Origin of the sequence: Alloalcanivorax sp. C16-2 (assembly GCF_046507615.1) — a bacterium.
GTDB lineage: Bacteria > Pseudomonadota > Gammaproteobacteria > Pseudomonadales > Alcanivoracaceae > Alloalcanivorax > Alloalcanivorax marinus_A.
Genome location: NZ_JBKFTL010000004.1, coordinates 193,979 through 210,389 on the forward strand (window position 1 = coordinate 193,979; position 16,411 = coordinate 210,389).

The window sequence follows — 16,411 nt, forward strand, 5'->3', positions numbered from 1 at the left end:
GTCCGATCAGTTCTTGGGTTTGCCGGTAACCAGGCCGACCTGGGCCAGCTCCAGGCGGCGCAGGACGTCGAGCACCTCCACCACCTTCTGGTACTGCACCGCCGCGTCGCCGCGTACCACCACCGGGAAATCCGGATTGGTGGCCTTTTCCGTGCGCAGCCGGTCTTCCAGCTCGTCCAGCGTCACCGGGTAGGCGTCCAGGAAAATCTGGCCATCGTTGTTCACCGACACCGCCTTGGTCTTGGGCTCGGACAGGGACACCGAGGCACTGGCCTTGGGCAGGTCCACCTGAATGCCGGCCACCTGGGCGGTGGCGGTGAGGATGAACATCACCAGCACCACCATCAGCACATCCACCAACGGCGTGATGTTGATGCCATCCACCGGGCCGTCCTGTTCGTCGTCGTCCATGGAAGCCTTAACGGAAGCCATGCGGTTCTCCTTATTCCTTATGCCAGGGCGTCCCGGCGGCCGACCGGCAGGTCGTCCGCCACGGAGGGGGAGTGAGGGGAGCCGGCGCCACGCAGTTCCGCCAGCCGGGTCACGAACTCGTCCAGGAACACGCGCATGTCGGAGCTGATTTCCCGATTGCGGCCGTTCAGGCGGTTGTAGGCAAACAGCGCCGGGATGGCGACGAACAGACCCGCCGCCGTGGCCAGCAGGGCCGCGGCCATGCCCGGGGCCACCGCGTTGATGTTCACGTTGCCGGCCATGGCGGTACCCAGGAACACCACCATGATGCCCAGCACGGTACCCAGCAGGCCGATGTAGGGGCCGCCGGCGATGGCGTTGGAGAGCACGCCCAGGCGGTGGCCCAGGGCGCGGTTTTCATTGGTACGCACCGCGTCCATGGAGGCGCGGATGGCTTCCAGGGTTTCCGAGGAAATGCGGCCGGTGTCGGCGCCCTGCTCGCGGCGCACGCGCAGCTCGCGCACCGCCACCTGATAGAGCCGCCACAGGGACGAGTGCGCCAGACGCTCGCCCAGATCCCGGTCATCAGCCAGAATTTCCAGGCGGGTGCCAACACCGGCGAAGGCGTCGCGGAACTCGGCGTTGGCCTCGTCGGTACGACGGGCCTGGCGGAATTTCTGGAACATGACCACCCAGGTCTGCACCATCATCAGCGCCAGCACACCGATGATCACCCAGGCATCCACCGGCACCGAGGAGAGCAGGAACCCCAGGGCGCCGAAGCCAAACCCGGATTGCTCTTCGTCCACGCCGAACACCAGCAGCCGCGACTCCGGTCCCTGGGACAGGGCGCTGGCGCGCAGCAGGGCGGGGGACCGCTCCACCCGCGACAAGCGCACCTCGTCCATGGCGCCGGTGAAGCCGGCGGCGGGCGCCGGGACGGCCGGGGTTTCACCTCCCCCCGCCTCCGCCAAGGCGGCGTCGGTCGCACCTTCGCCGTTGCCTTCCCCGGTATTTTCCCCGGTACTGTCATTAGCGCCTTCAGCGCCACCTGCCACGCCCGTCCGGTAACCAGGCACGTCACCGCCCAGGGCGGCGACGCCGTTGAAGGCCGGCAGCGCCACCGCCATCTGGCCCGCCTGACGGCCATTGAGATACAGCGTTACACCCTGGGCGCCAGTGGTCACCGCCAGGTGCTGCCATTGGTCGGCGGCCAGCGGCTGGCCCCGCTCGCTGCGCTGGCCATTCACTTCCACGAAGGGCACGCCGTTGGCGATGCCGATCAGCAGGGCATTGCCGCCCTGGCGGCGGGCGTAGAGAAGCTGCTCGCCGGCGGCCTGGGGCGCCTTGATCCAGGCGCTGAAGCTGAAGGCGCCGCCGGCGGCCACCGCCAGGGACGGAGAAGCCGGCAGCATCAGCGGCTCACCGCTGAATTGCGCGGCCTGGGCGATCACGCCGGTGGTGGTGCCGGACACCGGGTTGGTGGAATCGTTGTTGTAGGCGGTGGCGTCATCGGCGCTGCCGCCCGGCGCGCCGTCGAAGTGATAAACGCCGGCGTAGTCGGCGTCGAATACCTGATTGCTGTCCGGCAGGGGCGCCTGCGGATTGCCGTAATACATCCAGATGTCCTGGCGGGCTCCGCCCTGGATCTCCGGCACGTCCACCCAGATGTAAGCCACCCCGAGCAGGGCATCGAAACTCTCGATGCGATGGTTGAGCACCGTTTCATCGTCACCGAGCACGAAGCGCAGGTCAGCGCCGTTTTCCTTGACGCCGTCGAAGCTGAAGTTGCCCGTGTGCAGGCGGACCAGCACCGGCATCCGCCCCACCCGCTCGGTGATAGCGGCGCCTTCCTGGGTGGTATCCACGGTGATCTGCTTGCGGTAGCTCCAGTCTTCCTGCCACCAGGCCTGGGCCAGAGCCGGCGCCAGCGCCCCCAGGCAGGAGAGAATGAGTATGAGTAGACGTTGTCGCATGGTCAGGCACTCCGAAAAAAAGCAATTGGGTCCGTTGTCGTTAAGGTCTTCATGGCACGGCGTTCAAAAGCGCGCGGTAACGCTGAAATGCACCCTGGGGTCGTACTTCTCGGTGTCGCCGGTTTCCGCCAGCGGGTAGCCCAGATCCACGGAGCCGCTGACGTAATCCCACAGCTCGGCGCGGGCGCCGATGCCAACACTGGCCAGATCGAAGCGGGCCTCCTGTTCCGGCAGCGGATCACGCAACTGCAACTGGGCCCCTTCCCCGAACACATGGAAGCGCAGCAGGCGCCAGGGGTTGCCGAACCAGCCGTCCAGGGAAGGGGTACGCAACTCCAGGCTGGCCAGGTAGCCGTCATCGGCGGCCTGCTCGGCGGCCAGATAACCGCGCACCGAGCCGGCGCCGCCCACGGCGAATTGCTCGTTGGAGATCAGCGGCCCGGAGGCCGCCTGGCCCCGCACCTTGCCCGCCAGCACCCAGTTCTTGAGCTGCCACTCCAGGTTGGCGTCCGCCTTGAGCACGGCGAAGTCCGGGCTCGCCTTGTAGCGCTTGTAATCGAATTCCCGCCAGCCACTGCCACCGGAGGGAATCTCGTCGGAGGCGGTCACCAGACTGAGGTTCAGAAAACCCTGGTAGTCGTCGGTGAAGAAGTAACCGTCGTAGGAGAAGGTGAAGGGCGCGTATTCCAACGGCACCTGGTCCTCGTCACCGCCGAAGCGCAGCGCCTCCTCGAAATCCTTGAAATCGATGCCGGCGGTGAAGGAGTGCCCCCAGGTTCCGTCGAAAGGCAGGCTGTACACCGCCGCGACGCCATAGGAGTGGCCCCGGCCCAGCACATTGGTGCCGCCCACCGTGGCCACGTCGCTGTCCGAGGTATAGCCGCTTAGCCGGGTGGACCAACGCTCGCCCAACGGCGCTTCGTAGCTGAAGGACCAGACCTCGGCGTTGTCGGTATTTTCCGGCGCGGTGAAAAAGGTCAGGGAAGCACTGTGGCCACGTTGCCAAAGGTTGGAATGGGACAGGGTGGCGACCGTGCGCAGCTTCTCGGTGTCGGCGCTGTAATCGTTATTCAGGGTCAGGCTGGCGTTCCAGGGCCGCTGATCCTCCACCGACAGGTCCACGTCCATGGTACCGGGTACTCGTCCTTCCTTGACCAGCGGCATGACCTGACGCTTGCCGGAGCGGTTAACCTTGGTGAGCTGTTCCTGGACCAGCTCGAAATCCGGCACCACGCCCCGGCTAAGCGCCGGCACTTCCTGGCGGATCGCCAGCGGTGAATGGTACTTGGCGCCCACCACCCGCACCCGTCCCACGGTGACCTCGGAAACCAGCAGATAGACCACCCCGCCGGACACCTTCTGCTCCGGGAGCTCCACGTACACCGATTGATAGCCCCGCTCCTGGTAGGCTTTCTGCAGGGCGGCGCGGGCGCTCTGAATGTCGCTCAGTGTCCGGTCCGGCCCGAGATACGGATACACCGCTTTTTCGATGGCGCGGTTATCCAGCACGGTGTTGCCGCGAACGATGTACTCCCGAATGGTAACGGTGGTGGTGGCCGCCTCCTGGGCGGCCAGCGGCGGGCTCAGCAACAGCAGAATAAAAAGCCACGCGCCCCCCTTGGTAATAAAACATGACGTTCTTCCGTGCGCATCAAACATGGGCAAAGGACTCGGCACTAAAAAAAGAGGCAGTGATTCAGTTAACAGTTTTAAGACGTGGCCCGCCCACCATGACCGAACTTTTGTCACCAAAAATTCATAACGCCGGTTAGAGGATTCCAACGGCGGACGCGAAAAAAGCCGCCGCCCTGCGAAGGGCGGCGGTCACCTGATTGCCGACCGTGTTCCGTCTTTGTTATGAATGGAATGCTCCGATCAACACAGAACAAGACTGTTTCAACGTGGCGAAACCGCATTCATTTCATAAAAAATTCATCCGGCTTGCGCGGCCCGACATTGTGGCGTCACCGGGATGGCGGCAAGGTAGGCCGGACCCGGAACAGGAAGGAATGAACCAGGATGGCGGCACGCCACGAACCCATGGGTCCGCGGTGCCTGGCGACGGCACTGGCGGGCATCGCCCTGCTGGCCACGCCGGCCGGGGCCGCCCCGAATGATGGCGTCGGAAACGACGACGCCCCGCCCTGCATCACCGTGGAGGTAAACGGCCAACGCGCCCTGCCCTATGAGTGCCTGCAGGAAAAAATGGCGCCGAGCCAGGCCGGCGAGCAGGTCAGGAACCGGCCACGGCTGAACGCCGAATCCGTAATTAACCAGTCACCCAACCGCAGCGGACAATTCAGCCGTTCCACCCTGCGTAACCGCATGGGCAACACCTTCGGACAGGGTGTCCGGCCGCAACGCCCAGCCCGGCGCGAAGCCCCTCCGCCCCTCCCGCGCTAACCCCCGACCAATCGATACCCCTGAAACCTCCTGGTGCGCCCCGCTCCCTATCCGTGCACCGCACCACCCACCACGCCAACCCCGCCGAACAAAAATCATCCTTTAAAATCAACATCTTGTAATCATTTTTTAGCCTAATTAATTTTGGCATAAATGCTGCTTAGACATGTATAACCACGGACAGAACCGAACCGGCACGTCCCGCCCTCCGGTTCCGCCCGTCCCCAGGAACAGCGACGACGGGAGGCTTTATGCAGCTCAGCCATTTCAAAACCCTGTGGGGGCATCCGGGCGACGCCGCCGACGCGGCGCGGCTGGCGGTGGACGCCGGCTTCCAGGGCCTGGAGGCACCATTACCGACGGACGACGGGGATCGCGACGCCCTGGGCCGCGCCCTGGCCGCGTACGGCCTGCGCTGGATTCAGGAAATCTGCACCGCCGGCAGCTATGTGCCGCGCCGCCAGGCCACGGTGGAGGAGCACCTGGCGGACTTCGAGGCGCAGTTGGCCACCGGTCGTGAACTGGGCGCCGAGTTCGCCAACGTGATGGGCGGCTGCGACGCCTGGTCCATCGACGACAGCGTGCGCTTCTTCTCCGAGGCCCAGGACATCGCCACCGGTCTGGGTGTCACCGCCAGCTTCGAAACCCATCGCGGGCGCAGCTTTTTCTGCCCCTGGAACACGGTGGCGATTCTGGAGCGCGTGCCGGAGCTGGCGGTGACCTGCGACTTCAGCCACTGGGCGGTGGTGTGCGAGCGCCTGCCGGACACCGAGTGGGACAGCATCGAGCGGGTCGCCGAGCAGGCGCTGCATGTGCACAGCCGGGTGGGCTACGACCAAGGGCCCCAGGTGCCCCACCCCGGCGCGCCGGAGTTCGCCGGTGCCCTGGCCGCCCACCAGCGCTGCTGGGAAGCGGTGTGGTCGTCCCAGCGCCGGCGCGGCCTGGCGGAGACCACCATGACCCCGGAGTTCGGCCCCGATGGCTACCTGCACACCCTGCCGTTCACCGGCGCGCCGATCGCCGACCTGTGGGACCTGAACCGCTGGATCGCCGACTGCGAGCGCCGGCATTTCCAGCAATGGTCCGTGCCCCACGACCTGAAACGCCAGGCGGTTTGAGGAGGTTCCCATGGCAATGATCAAGCCCATGCCAATGATCGAGAAAGTACGCGCCAGCCTGCGCCACCCCGACGGCCTGGCGCCGAACGCGGCGGCGCTGGCCTACATCCTGCTCACCTATGTGGGCGGCTGGCTGCTGATGGCCCGGCCCGGTTGGCTGCTGCCCGCCCTGGGCGTATTGGCCTGCGCCCACGGCATGGTGGTGGCCGCCTATCTGATTCACGACTGCGCCCACAACGCCCTGTTCAAGAACACCGCTTACAACACCCGCCTGGGCAAGGCGCTGAACTGGATCGCCGGCGGCTGCTACGGCACCTACGAGGATCTGCGCTACAAGCATCTGCGCCACCACGTGGACAACGCCGACACCATCGCCTTCGATTACCGCGCCTGGCTGAAAGCCCACCCGCGCACCGAGAAGCTGGTGTTCGCCCTGGAATGGGCCTATGTGCCGGCGGTGGATTATCTGATGCACGCGGTGCTGATGGTGGCGCCCTTTATCGGCTACGGCGACCCGGCGCAGCGCAAGCGCACCGCCGCCGTGCTGCTGGTGCGTCTGAGCCTGCTCGCCGCCCTGGCGGTGTGGAGCCTGAAAGCGGTGCTGCTGTACTTCGTGGCCTATGCGTTGCTGCTTACGGTGTTGCGTTTTTTCGATGCCTTCCAGCACAACTACGACATCATCGCCACGCTCAACGACAAGGAAGCGCCGCTGCCGCACAAGGGCGACCGGGAGTACGAGGAGAGCAACACCTACACCAACCCGATCTCACGGCGCTGGCCGGCACTCAACCTGCTGGTGCTGAATTTCTGCTACCACAACGCGCACCACACCAAGCCCACCCTGCCCTGGTACAAGCTGCCGGCGGCGCACCGTGAACTGTACGGCGATGACTTCGCCCGGACCCTGCCGTTCAAGGACCAGCTGCGCAGCTATCACCGCCATCGTCTGGATGGCATCCACGCGGAGACCTACGGCCAGGTGGAAGCCACCCGGGCGATTCGCGAAGGCAGCGCCGTGCCGGTGTACGGCCTGAGTTTCCTGACCGCGTTCTGAGGAGGCCGGCGATGACCGCGTCACTACGGAATTCCATCACCACCGGCGACACGCCGGCCCGACCCACGGCACCGGCCCTGAAACGCCGCTGGCTGGATTTCGGTCAGCACCTGGACTGGCGCCGCCGCGTGTTGCTCGGGCTTACCGGCTGGCTGCTGTTCGTGTTCGGCTGGTATTTGGCCGCCCACGCCGGGCTGGCCTCCGAGCGACTGTTTCCCGGCCCGGTGGCGGTGGCGCGTGCCCTGATCGATCTGTTCATGGAGCAGGGCTTTCTCGGCGACGTGTTGTCCAGCATTCGCCGTATCCTGATCAGCTTCTCCCTGGCGGTAGCCATCGCCCTGCCCCTGGGTTTGCTAATGGGCGCCTTCGCGCGCATCGACGGCCTGCTCAATCCGCTACTGGGCGCCTTCCGTTACCTGCCGGCGCCGGCATTCATTCCACTGCTGCTGATGTGGCTGGGCACCGGCGACAGCCAGAAGATCGCCCTGCTGCTGATCGGCGTGGTGTTCTTTCTGGCGATCATGCTCGCCGACGTTACCCGCCAGGTGCCGGCGGCCTTCATCGAAACCGCCAAGACCCTGGGCGGTGGCCGCCGGGTAGTGCTGTGGACCGTGGTGTTCCGCCATTCCCTGCCCGGCTACCTGGATACCTGCCGGCAAATGCTGGCGGTGAGCTGGACCTATCTGGTGATCGCCGAAATCGTCGCCGCCACCGACGGCATCGGCGCCATGATGATGCGCGCCAAACGCTTCGTGCACGTGGACGACATCATGGCCGGCATCGTCACCATCGGTTTGCTGGGGCTGGCCTTCGACGCCCTGTTCCGTCTCGTTTATCGCTGGCGCTTCCCGTACCTGCGCGGGGAGCACCAGCGCTGATCCGTTTTCCCTTGCCAAGAGGCTTTTCATCATGCGACTGATCAAGCTGCTTTTACTGACCACCTCGCTGTGCCTGATTTCCCTGGGCGCCGGCGCCGCCGAGCCGGTGCGCCTGTCCCTGTTTTCCTGGCCCGGTTACGGTTTCTGGTTCATCGCCCAGGAGAAAAATCTGGTGCCGGACCTGGATCTGGAAATCAGCGTCATCGAGGACCCCTACGAAAGCTTTTCCCTGATGACCTCCGGCGGCCTGGACGTCACCTCCAGCACCGCCGAGTACGGCCCCATCGCCGCCGACAAGGACGTGCCCATCAAGATGGTCACCTACACCAATCCCTCCTACGGCACCGACAAAATCGTGCTGGCCCCGGGGATAAACAGCGCCGAGGACCTGAAGGGCAAATCCGTGGCGGTGCTGGTGGGCGGCCTGACGCAGATTTTCATGGGCATCTGGCTGGAACAGAACGGTGTCAATTTCAATGACGTGGAGTACACCAACCTGATCATGGATGACGCCGTTGGCGCCCTGGTGGGCGGCAACGTGGCCGCCGCCGAATTCTGGGAACCGTTCGGCTCCCACGCCCTGGAAGCCCAGCCCGACGCCACCGTGGCCGCCACCTCCTCGGAAGGGGACTGGATTGAAACCGCCCTGCTCGGCGACGCCATGTACATGAGCGATACCTTTCTGAAGGAACGCCCGGAGGCGGCCACCAAGACCCTGGACGCCTACTTCAAGGCGGTGGCCTGGTGGAAGGAGCATCCCGCCGAGGGCAACAAGATCATCGCCAAACACCTGGGCTTCCCCCTGACCGACGTGGAAAAAGTGCTCGGCAAGGATGGCAAGATTTACAAGGGCGGCATCTGGGTGTTCGACGCCGCACAGGCCGCTCGCTTCATGGGCGTGGCCCCGGGTGATCTGCCGCTTGGCCTGAGCAACGGCCAGATCAGCCAGCATTGGGAAACCACCACCGACTGGTGGCTCAAGTTCGGCCTGGTGGACGAGCGCCACCCCATGGAAGCCGGTGTGAATCTGGCGCCGCTGAAAGCCATTAGCGGCGATTAAAAGCCTTTACCAACCACTGAAGCCATGCTGACGGGAGCACCGCCATGAACACCGGTTCCGGTTTGATCCTCAAGGATGTCGGCAAGACCTTCCGCGCCGGCGGTCGTGATCCACGGGTGGCGCTGGAGGCGGTGTCCCTACGCCTGCCACCGGGCCAGGTGGGCGTGCTACTGGGCCCGTCCGGCTGCGGCAAATCCACCCTGCTGCGCATGGTGGCGGGGCTGGAGGAACCCACCTCCGGCACCCTGTCGCTCAACGACCGGCCGGTGACCGGGCCGGGCCGCGATCGCGGCATGGTGTTCCAGAGCTACACCTCATTTCCATGGCTGACGGTGCGCCAGAACGTGGCCTACGGGCTGAAGATCACCGGCGACAGTTCCAGCCTGCGCGAAGGGGCGGTGGAACATTTCATCCAGGCGGTGCGCCTGGAGGACGTGGCCGACGCCTACCCCCATGAATTGTCCGGCGGCATGCGCCAGCGGGTGGCCATTGCCCGCACCCTGGCCAACCATCCGGAACTGCTGCTCATGGACGAGCCGTTCGGTGCCCTGGACCCGGAGACCCGCTGGCAAATGCAGGAGCTGCTGCTGGGCATCGTGCGCAAGGAGCGCACCACGGTGCTGCTGGTCTCCCACGACATCGAGGAAGCGCTCTACCTGGGCGACGTGGTGTTCTTCCTGTCCAGCCATCCGGGCCGGTTGCGGGAAGTGATCCGTCCGGATTTCAAGAAGGAGGTGCCCGCCGGAGACCGCGAGGCCTTGCTCGACCATCCGGAATACCGGCGGCTGGACATGCACATCCGGCGGCTGATGAGCGAGGAAGGCACTACCCGGGCGAGCCCAGTGGCGGAAGCGGCGGATCGCGGCTAAAGCCGCTCCTACGGTGTAAAGAATGGGGTAGGAGCGGCCGGGCGGCGATCCGCTTTAGCCGCGATATCTTTAAAGCTTCAACAACTCAATCAAGCGTCCGGTGAAGAACGGAATCTCTTCTTCCAGACTGAACAAACGCGGCGAGAACAACCAGGTCTGCGTCACCCCCATCAGATGGGTGTAGCACAGCAGGCCCAGTTCCTGGGCAGCGTGATGACGCGGGATGTCCCCATCCCGCTGAGCCCGTTCCACCTGGGCGGCAAGCGCGGCCACCAGATCCCGGGTCAGCTTGCGCTCGCGGCGCAGGGTGTGATCCAGGTTGTTGGTAAGCTCGGTTTTGTTGAGGAAGATTTCGAAGGATTGGCGGTAACGGGTGTCCTCCACCAGCAGCCGCAGCCAGCGGTCGGCGAAGGCACCCAGCACCTCCAGCGGCGGACCATCGGCGTGGTGGGTTTCCTTGGTGAGCGCCAGCAAAGGGCCCTGGGACAGCAGCAATACCGCCTCGAACAACTCATCCTTGTTCTTGAAATGCCAGTAGATCGGCCCCCGGCTGAAGCCCGCCTGGGTGGCGATGTTGGCCAGAGTGGTGTTGGTGTAGCCGTTGCGGCTGAACAGCACCAAAGCGGCATCGAGAATCTTGAGCCGGGTTTGTTCGGCTTCTTCCTTGGTACGTCTCATTCGGGCAATCGCGCTCCGTACGGGCGGTGGGGGTCCGACAGGAAAGGGTAAAGCGCCTGGCGGTCACCGCCAAGCGCTCGCCGGGAGCTGCCGTGGTTCAGAACATTTTCAAATAACGGCGTACTTCCCAATCGGAGACCTGGTTGTGGTACTGCTCCCATTCATCCCGCTTGAAATCCACGAAGGTGTCGAACATCAAATCACCGAACACTTCCCGAGCCAGCGGGTCCGCCTCGAAGGCGTCCACCGCTTCGCCCAGGGTGCGCGGCAGCATCTCGATGCCCATCCCGCGAATCTCCGCGCGGCTGTAGTCGTTCATGTTCTCCCGGTGCGGCGCGCCGGGTTCCAGCTTCTCGCGAATACCTTCCAGGCCGGCGGCGAGCATCAGGGCCGCGCCCAGATAGGGGTTGCCGCCAATATCCGCGGCCCGGCATTCCACGCGGCCACCCTGGGAGGGAATGCGCAGCATGTTGGTGCGGTTGTTGTTGCCGTAGCAGCAATACACCGGCGCCCAGGTGGAGCCGGACATGGCGCCGCGCTGTACCAGCCGCTTGTAGCTGTTCACCGTGGGCGCGATCACCGCGCAGATGGCGCGGGCGTGTTTCAGCACCCCGGCGATAAAGTGATAGGCCAGCGGCGAGACGCCACAGCCATGGGGATCATCATCGCCGGCCTCGAACAGATTGCGACCGGTTTCCAGATCCGCCAGCGACATATTGAAGTGCGCGCCGCTGCCGGTGCGGTCGGCGAACGGTTTGGGCATGAAGCTGGCGAAGGCGCCGTGCTTGCGGGCGATCTCGTTGGCCATCATGCGGAAGTACACCAGCCGGTCCGCCATGTTCAGGGCATCGGTGTACATGAAATCGGTTTCAAACTGGCCGTTGGCGTCCTCATGGTCAAAGGAATACACGTCCCAGCCTTGGGCGTTCATGGCTTCCACGATTTCGCCGACGATCGGCAGGTTGTCCATCAGCGGGCGCGGGTCATAGCAGGGTTTTTCCAGATCGTCCCGGTCGCTGACCGGCGCGAAACCGCCATCATCACTGTCGCGAAACAGGAAGAATTCGGTTTCGATGCCAAGATTGAAGCCCAGCCCCAGTTCCGCCGCCGCTTCGAGCTGGCGCTTGAGAATGCCGCGCGAGCAGGCCTGGAACGGCTGGCCATTAAGATGCAGGTCGCTGGCGAACCACACCAGCTCCGGATTCCAGGCGCAGGGCGTGGCGGTGGCCGGGTCCGGCATGGCCGCCACTTCATCGTCGTTGATGTCCTGGGGCACGCCGTCCAGGGCCGCGCCGGTGTACAGTTCCGAGCCACTCAGCATGCGGTCCAGATGGGCCAGCGGCACGAACTTGCCCTTCACCACGCCGTGGATATCCACATAGCTGGCCATGGCGTACTTGGCGCCCTTGTCGAGCAGATCCCGGGCCAGATCGTCGGCACTCGGGACGGCGGCCACGGAAGGGCCGTTGGCTTTGGCGTTCATTATGTCTCTCCAGACGTTACCGCACGGAAAATAGGTACAGGCTTTGCATTCAATATACATGCCAGCTTGTATATATAATCCGGAGACCCACCCGTGACAGTGATCGAACGGCACATCCAACTCGGCGACTGGCCCCTGAAGAGCGGCGGCATGCTGCGCGACGCCCGCCTCACCGCCCTGCAGGCCGGCACCCTCAACGCGCGGCGCGACAATCTGGTGCTGATTCCCTGCTACTACGGGGGCACCGCCCGGGGCAGCCTGCCCCTTCTTGGTGCGGGCAGCCCCCTGGCCAGCGGCGATTACTGCGTGCTGTTGTTCGACCTGTTCGGCAATGGCGTCGCTTCCTCTCCCAGCAACGCCCATCCTTCCCAGCGCGGCCATCGCTTCCCGTTCGTGGCCCTGGAGGATAACGTGGCCGCCCAGGCCGCCGCCCTGGAGGCCTGGTTCGGCCCGGTGGAGATCGCCCTGGCCAGCGGCTGGTCCATGGGCGGCATGCAGTCCTATCAATGGGCGATTCGCTATCCGGAGCGGGTCCGGCGCCTGCTGCCGGTGTGCGCCACCGCCCGCTGCTGGCCCCACAACCGGGTGTTCCTGGACGGCGTACGCGCCGCCCTGAGAGCGGACGCCACCTTCAACGGCGGCGACTACCAACAACCACCGGAGGCCGGCCTGCGCGCCTTCGCCCGGGTCTACGCCGGCTGGGCCTACAGCCAGGCATTCTTCCGGCGCGGCCTGTATCGAAAGCTGGGCTTCGACAGCATCGAGGCGCTGCTGCGTTTCTGGGAGGAGGACCATCTGGCCCAGGACGCCAACGACCTGCTGGCGGTACTCGCCGCCTGGGAGACGGCGGCCCCGTGCGACGGCGACCTGGCCACCGCCCTGGGCGCGATCCGCGCCCGCGCCCTGATCCTGCCGTCGCGTAGCGACCTCTATTTCACCGTGGACGACGCCCGCCACGAAGCCGGACTGATCCCCGGCGCCAGCCTGGAAGTCCTGGACTCGGACCTGGGCCACGCCGCCGGCGCCCCGGGCCGCGACCCCGCCAGCACCGCCGCCTGGTTCCAGGCCATGGCGCGCCTGCTGGCCTAGGGCCTGTTCACACTACTTGCATCGCGCCTGCTGGGTGTCATTTTGGACCTCCAGCCAGGCGGAGGGAGCGTCGTTTGGTCAGTCCAAATAAGCGACCGACAACGACGCTGGAGGTCCAAAAGGGCGCCAGCCCTTCGGGTTGCGGCTATAAATCCACCCCTCCGCGTTACTCGTCGTTCATTTGGAGCCACCAAACTTCTCTCCTCGTGCCTTGATGGGTGGATTTATAGCCGCAACAGGTGCAAGGCAAGTAGTGTGAGCAGGCCCGAACCGCAAGCTCCACCGGTGTTCTGGATTCTCCGCCCATAGTACGATTCAGAATCATCTTCGGCGGAAGTCGAGTATGGAGCAGGGAGAACCAATCAGGTGGCCCGTGGACCGAGTTCAGATAAAAGAAGTCATAAAACCCGCCGACCAGGGATTCAGTCGCCCCTTCCTGTGCCGCGGCGTGGATGATGACTTTTATTATGTGAAGGGAAGGAATACCACGCCGGACAGCATGTACAAGGAATGGATATGCGCGCACCTGGCAACCGCCCTGGAGCTGCCCGTCCCCGAATTCCGCATTGCTGAACTGGACCCTGAATTGGTCGAGGCCCTACCCCCCGATCTTGCCCCAATCGGCAGTGGCCCGGCCTTCGGCTCCAGGAAAGTACCACGCGCCCTATGGCTCGAACCGGCATCAGTCAACCAAGTCCCCGCTGCTCTTCAACGACGAGTGGTCGCTTTTGACTGGTGGATTCGAAACACGGACCGCACCCTTCACAATCCGAATCTGTTATTCGATCGGGAGTCACTGGTGGTATTCGACCACAATAATGCCTTTGACACCGATTTTGATCCGGAGGACTTCCTGGCGAGCCACATTTTTAAGGATGAAGCCCGCAATCTGTTCTCCGACTACATTGAAAGAGAATTTTTTCGAGAGTGTTTTGAGCGGCACCTGCCAATCTTTGACGAGGCGTTCGATACGGCGCCGCCAGAATGGAAATGGTACGATAGCGACGCTACGGTGCCGGGCAATTTCGCTCCCCGACCCTGCAAAGAGGCATTAGAAAACTGCCTCAATAGAAGTTTTTGGAATATACCATGAAGCGCTTCACCTGCAAGTACAGCGTTATTCAGTTTCAGCCCTACCCGGAAACCGGTGAGTTCGCCAACGTCGGTGTCCTGCTGGCTTGCGAAAAGGCCGGGTTTCTGGATTTTCGTCTGGAAACCAGGAAGACATCCAGATACACCGCTTTTTTCCAGAACCTGGATGTAAAGCTTTACCGTTTCGCCACCACCAATCTGGCCCGGGAGATGGAGCGTGTCCGCGATCTGGTCACCGGCGGCGGCCAGCGCGACCTGATGGCGGCTTTCGAAGGGCTAATCCATCCGCGAGAAACGGTTCTACGCTTTGGTGCTCCAAGAGTCGTGCTCACCGAAGACCCCAAAGCCGAACTGGACGCATTGTTCGAACATTACGTCCGCCACGGTTTTGCGAAAGATGCCAATTACGAGGCAAGGCTGGAGAAAAAGGTCAGAGAAAGCCTTAAGGGCCTGAACCTCCCGGCACCGTTCAAGACAAGAAAGTTGGGCACCGACGTATACAGCGTTCAGTTTCCGCTCGTCCAGATGATCAATGACAGGGCGGCCAAGGCCATCAAACCTCTTTATCTCGGCCTGAAAACACCGAACGCCATCTATGATCATGCCGACCGGTGGAGCGTTAAACTAAAGCGCCTCGAACACTTTGGCCTGAAGCCCGAAAAAGTGCTCTTCGCTATCCAGGGGCCCCATCCCGGCGATAGCACGGATGCCAAAAAGCGGCATTTCGCTTTCCAGGAAGTCCAGGAAGACCTGGCCCGATACGCCGAGATTGTTCTCGATCAGGACCATGACAGTCGCCAGGCAATCCGCGACTTCGCCATTCAATAAACGCTGCCTCAAGACAAGTCGCAGCCGACGCCATCGAACCGCCCCCTCCGCAGGAGCGGCCAGGCGGCGCTCTGCTTTAGCCGCGATCAGCCTGGAAGCCATCGCGGCTAAAGCCGCTCCTACAAAACCCCCTCTACCTTTAAGCGCCACCTAACGCGGGGTTATCGCTCCGGGTCGCGGTGGGCCACTTCGGTGCCGTCGTTGGCGTCGGCGGGGAAGTCGAAGTAGGCGGCATATTGGTTATGGAAGCGTTTAAGCTCGTCGCTGGCCAGTTGCCCCTTGGTGGGCAGCGATACCTTCATGGCGTTCACCGGCCGGCCGTTCATGCGCAGCTCGTAGTGCAGGTGCGGCCCGGTACTGCGCCCGGTGTTGCCACTCAGGGCGATCACCTGGCCCTGGCGGACGGTGTCGCCGGGGTGCACGCTCACCTTGCTCAGGTGCATGTAGCGGGTCTGATAACCATTGCCGTGATCGAGCACGACATAGTTGCCGGCCAGCAGGCCACGGGTAACGCGGCGCACCACGCCGTCCGCCGGCGCTTCCACCGGCGAACCGGAGGGCATGGCGAAGTCGGTGCCATAGTGAGGACTGATGCGGCCGGTGATCGGATGGTGGCGGTGCAGGTTGAACGGTGAACTGATCCGGTAGCGGTGTGACTCGGCGAACGGGTGGCGCCAGAAGCTGGGCAGCAGGCTGGTGCCATCGGGCCGGTAGAAACGGTCGTCGTCGAAACGGGCGGCGCTGGCTTGAAGGCGGGCGCCCTCATAGTCGAAGCCCATCAGCCTGGCGGAGTAAGCGCGCTCGCCGCCGTCCAGGCGTTCCACGTCCACCAGCAGGGAGAAACGGTCGCCACGGCGGGCCTGGCGAGACAGCGGCAGCAACTCGGCGAGCTGCGCGCTCACCGATCCGGCGGCGCCGGCGAGGGCCGGTTGGCCGGCCAGAGCCGCCGCCAGGGAAGTGCGGATGATGCCAGCCACGCGCACCCGGTGGTGGGCACGCTCTTTTTCCAGCACCTGGCCGTGGATGGCGTCGCCGTCCAGATCCCATTCGTAACCCCGGGCATCGCTTTCCCACAGCCGCAGGGCCAACAGGCGGCCATCACTGTCGGCGCGCCATTCCAGGTGCTGGCCCGGGCGCAGACGGTTAAGCCGCTGGCCCTGATCGGCGTCCTCGATAAGCCGGTAGAGAGTGGCCGTGGGCAGTTGCCATTGTTCCTTCCACAGATGGGTCAGCAGATCGCCCTGCTGAATGGTGTAGTGCTCCCAGGGCAGCGGCGCCGGGGTCGGGTCCAGGTTGTGGAAATCGGTGTCGGCGGCCAGCCGCAACAGCGCCTGGTCGGTCATCGGCGGCGGTTCCGGACGCGGGTGGTAACGCCACCAGAATGCCACCGACAGGGCGATCAACAGCGGTGGCAACACAATGGAAAACGGTGAGCGGGACATGGCATTCCCCCGGGGCCGATGACGGAAGAC

15 protein-coding genes are annotated in these 16,411 nt (G+C 64.2%); 9 read left to right on the forward strand and 6 right to left on the reverse strand.

Features of this window, described 5'->3' with window-relative positions; genetic code table 11:
* Positions 1-6: 6 nt before the first annotated feature.
* The 3 genes from ACLD02_RS16165 to ACLD02_RS16175 form a co-directional block, all read right to left on the reverse strand.
* The gene (locus ACLD02_RS16165) at positions 7-432 is read right to left on the reverse strand and encodes an ExbD/TolR family protein (RefSeq protein WP_161385425.1); all 426 of its coding nucleotides are present in this window, start codon (positions 430-432) and stop codon (positions 7-9) included.
* Positions 433-449: 17 nt separating this feature from the next.
* Positions 450-2,387, reverse strand: a complete 1,938-nt coding sequence (locus ACLD02_RS16170; RefSeq protein ID WP_203105938.1) for a DUF2341 domain-containing protein — start codon at positions 2,385-2,387, stop codon at positions 450-452.
* Between the two features lie 63 nt (positions 2,388-2,450).
* The gene (locus ACLD02_RS16175) at positions 2,451-3,977 is read right to left on the reverse strand and encodes a ShlB/FhaC/HecB family hemolysin secretion/activation protein (RefSeq protein WP_410299155.1); all 1,527 of its coding nucleotides are present in this window, start codon (positions 3,975-3,977) and stop codon (positions 2,451-2,453) included.
* 429 nt (positions 3,978-4,406) lie between these two features.
* On the opposite strand from ACLD02_RS16175, the gene ACLD02_RS16180 reads away from it, so the two are divergent.
* From ACLD02_RS16180 to ACLD02_RS16205, 6 genes are all read left to right on the forward strand, one after another.
* On the forward strand, positions 4,407-4,790 hold the full coding sequence (locus tag ACLD02_RS16180; protein ID WP_410299156.1) for a hypothetical protein: 384 nt from the start codon (positions 4,407-4,409) through the stop codon (positions 4,788-4,790).
* Positions 4,791-5,041: 251 nt separating this feature from the next.
* The gene (locus ACLD02_RS16185; protein ID WP_410299157.1) at positions 5,042-5,908 is read left to right on the forward strand and encodes a sugar phosphate isomerase/epimerase family protein; all 867 of its coding nucleotides are present in this window, start codon (positions 5,042-5,044) and stop codon (positions 5,906-5,908) included.
* 10 nt (positions 5,909-5,918) lie between these two features.
* On the forward strand, positions 5,919-6,962 hold the full coding sequence (locus ACLD02_RS16190; RefSeq protein WP_203105942.1) for a fatty acid desaturase family protein: 1,044 nt from the start codon (positions 5,919-5,921) through the stop codon (positions 6,960-6,962).
* An 11-nt stretch (positions 6,963-6,973) separates the two neighbouring features.
* Positions 6,974-7,840, forward strand: a complete 867-nt coding sequence (locus ACLD02_RS16195; RefSeq protein WP_410299158.1) for an ABC transporter permease — start codon at positions 6,974-6,976, stop codon at positions 7,838-7,840.
* 31 nt (positions 7,841-7,871) lie between these two features.
* On the forward strand, positions 7,872-8,900 hold the full coding sequence (locus tag ACLD02_RS16200) for an ABC transporter substrate-binding protein (protein ID WP_410299159.1): 1,029 nt from the start codon (positions 7,872-7,874) through the stop codon (positions 8,898-8,900).
* A 44-nt stretch (positions 8,901-8,944) separates the two neighbouring features.
* The gene (locus ACLD02_RS16205; RefSeq protein ID WP_203105945.1) at positions 8,945-9,769 is read left to right on the forward strand and encodes an ABC transporter ATP-binding protein; all 825 of its coding nucleotides are present in this window, start codon (positions 8,945-8,947) and stop codon (positions 9,767-9,769) included.
* 69 nt (positions 9,770-9,838) lie between these two features.
* Here the strand turns inward: ACLD02_RS16205 and ACLD02_RS16210 are convergent, their stop codons facing one another.
* On the reverse strand, positions 9,839-10,447 hold the full coding sequence (locus tag ACLD02_RS16210; protein ID WP_203105946.1) for a TetR family transcriptional regulator: 609 nt from the start codon (positions 10,445-10,447) through the stop codon (positions 9,839-9,841).
* Between the two features lie 97 nt (positions 10,448-10,544).
* The gene (glnT, locus tag ACLD02_RS16215; protein ID WP_238401176.1) at positions 10,545-11,930 is read right to left on the reverse strand and encodes a type III glutamate--ammonia ligase; all 1,386 of its coding nucleotides are present in this window, start codon (positions 11,928-11,930) and stop codon (positions 10,545-10,547) included.
* Positions 11,931-12,023: 93 nt separating this feature from the next.
* On the opposite strand from glnT, the gene ACLD02_RS16220 reads away from it, so the two are divergent.
* The 3 genes from ACLD02_RS16220 (at position 12,024) to ACLD02_RS16230 (ending at position 14,939) form a co-directional block, all read left to right on the forward strand.
* Entirely contained in the window at positions 12,024-13,019 is a 996-nt protein-coding gene (locus tag ACLD02_RS16220) for an alpha/beta fold hydrolase (protein ID WP_410299160.1), read from the forward strand.
* A 373-nt stretch (positions 13,020-13,392) separates the two neighbouring features.
* Positions 13,393-14,112: a HipA family kinase gene (locus tag ACLD02_RS16225; protein WP_410299161.1), complete on the forward strand. Its 720-nt coding sequence runs from the start codon at positions 13,393-13,395 to the stop codon at positions 14,110-14,112.
* Positions 14,109-14,939 (forward strand): DUF3037 domain-containing protein, encoded by an 831-nt coding sequence (locus tag ACLD02_RS16230; protein ID WP_410299162.1) that lies wholly within the window; start codon positions 14,109-14,111, stop codon positions 14,937-14,939. The genes ACLD02_RS16225 and ACLD02_RS16230 overlap by 4 nt, the downstream gene beginning before the upstream one ends.
* A gap of 161 nt (positions 14,940-15,100) precedes the next feature.
* Here the strand turns inward: ACLD02_RS16230 and ACLD02_RS16235 are convergent, their stop codons facing one another.
* Positions 15,101-16,381, reverse strand: a complete 1,281-nt coding sequence (locus tag ACLD02_RS16235) for a peptidoglycan DD-metalloendopeptidase family protein (RefSeq protein WP_410299163.1) — start codon at positions 16,379-16,381, stop codon at positions 15,101-15,103.
* Positions 16,382-16,411: the final 30 nt, after the last annotated feature.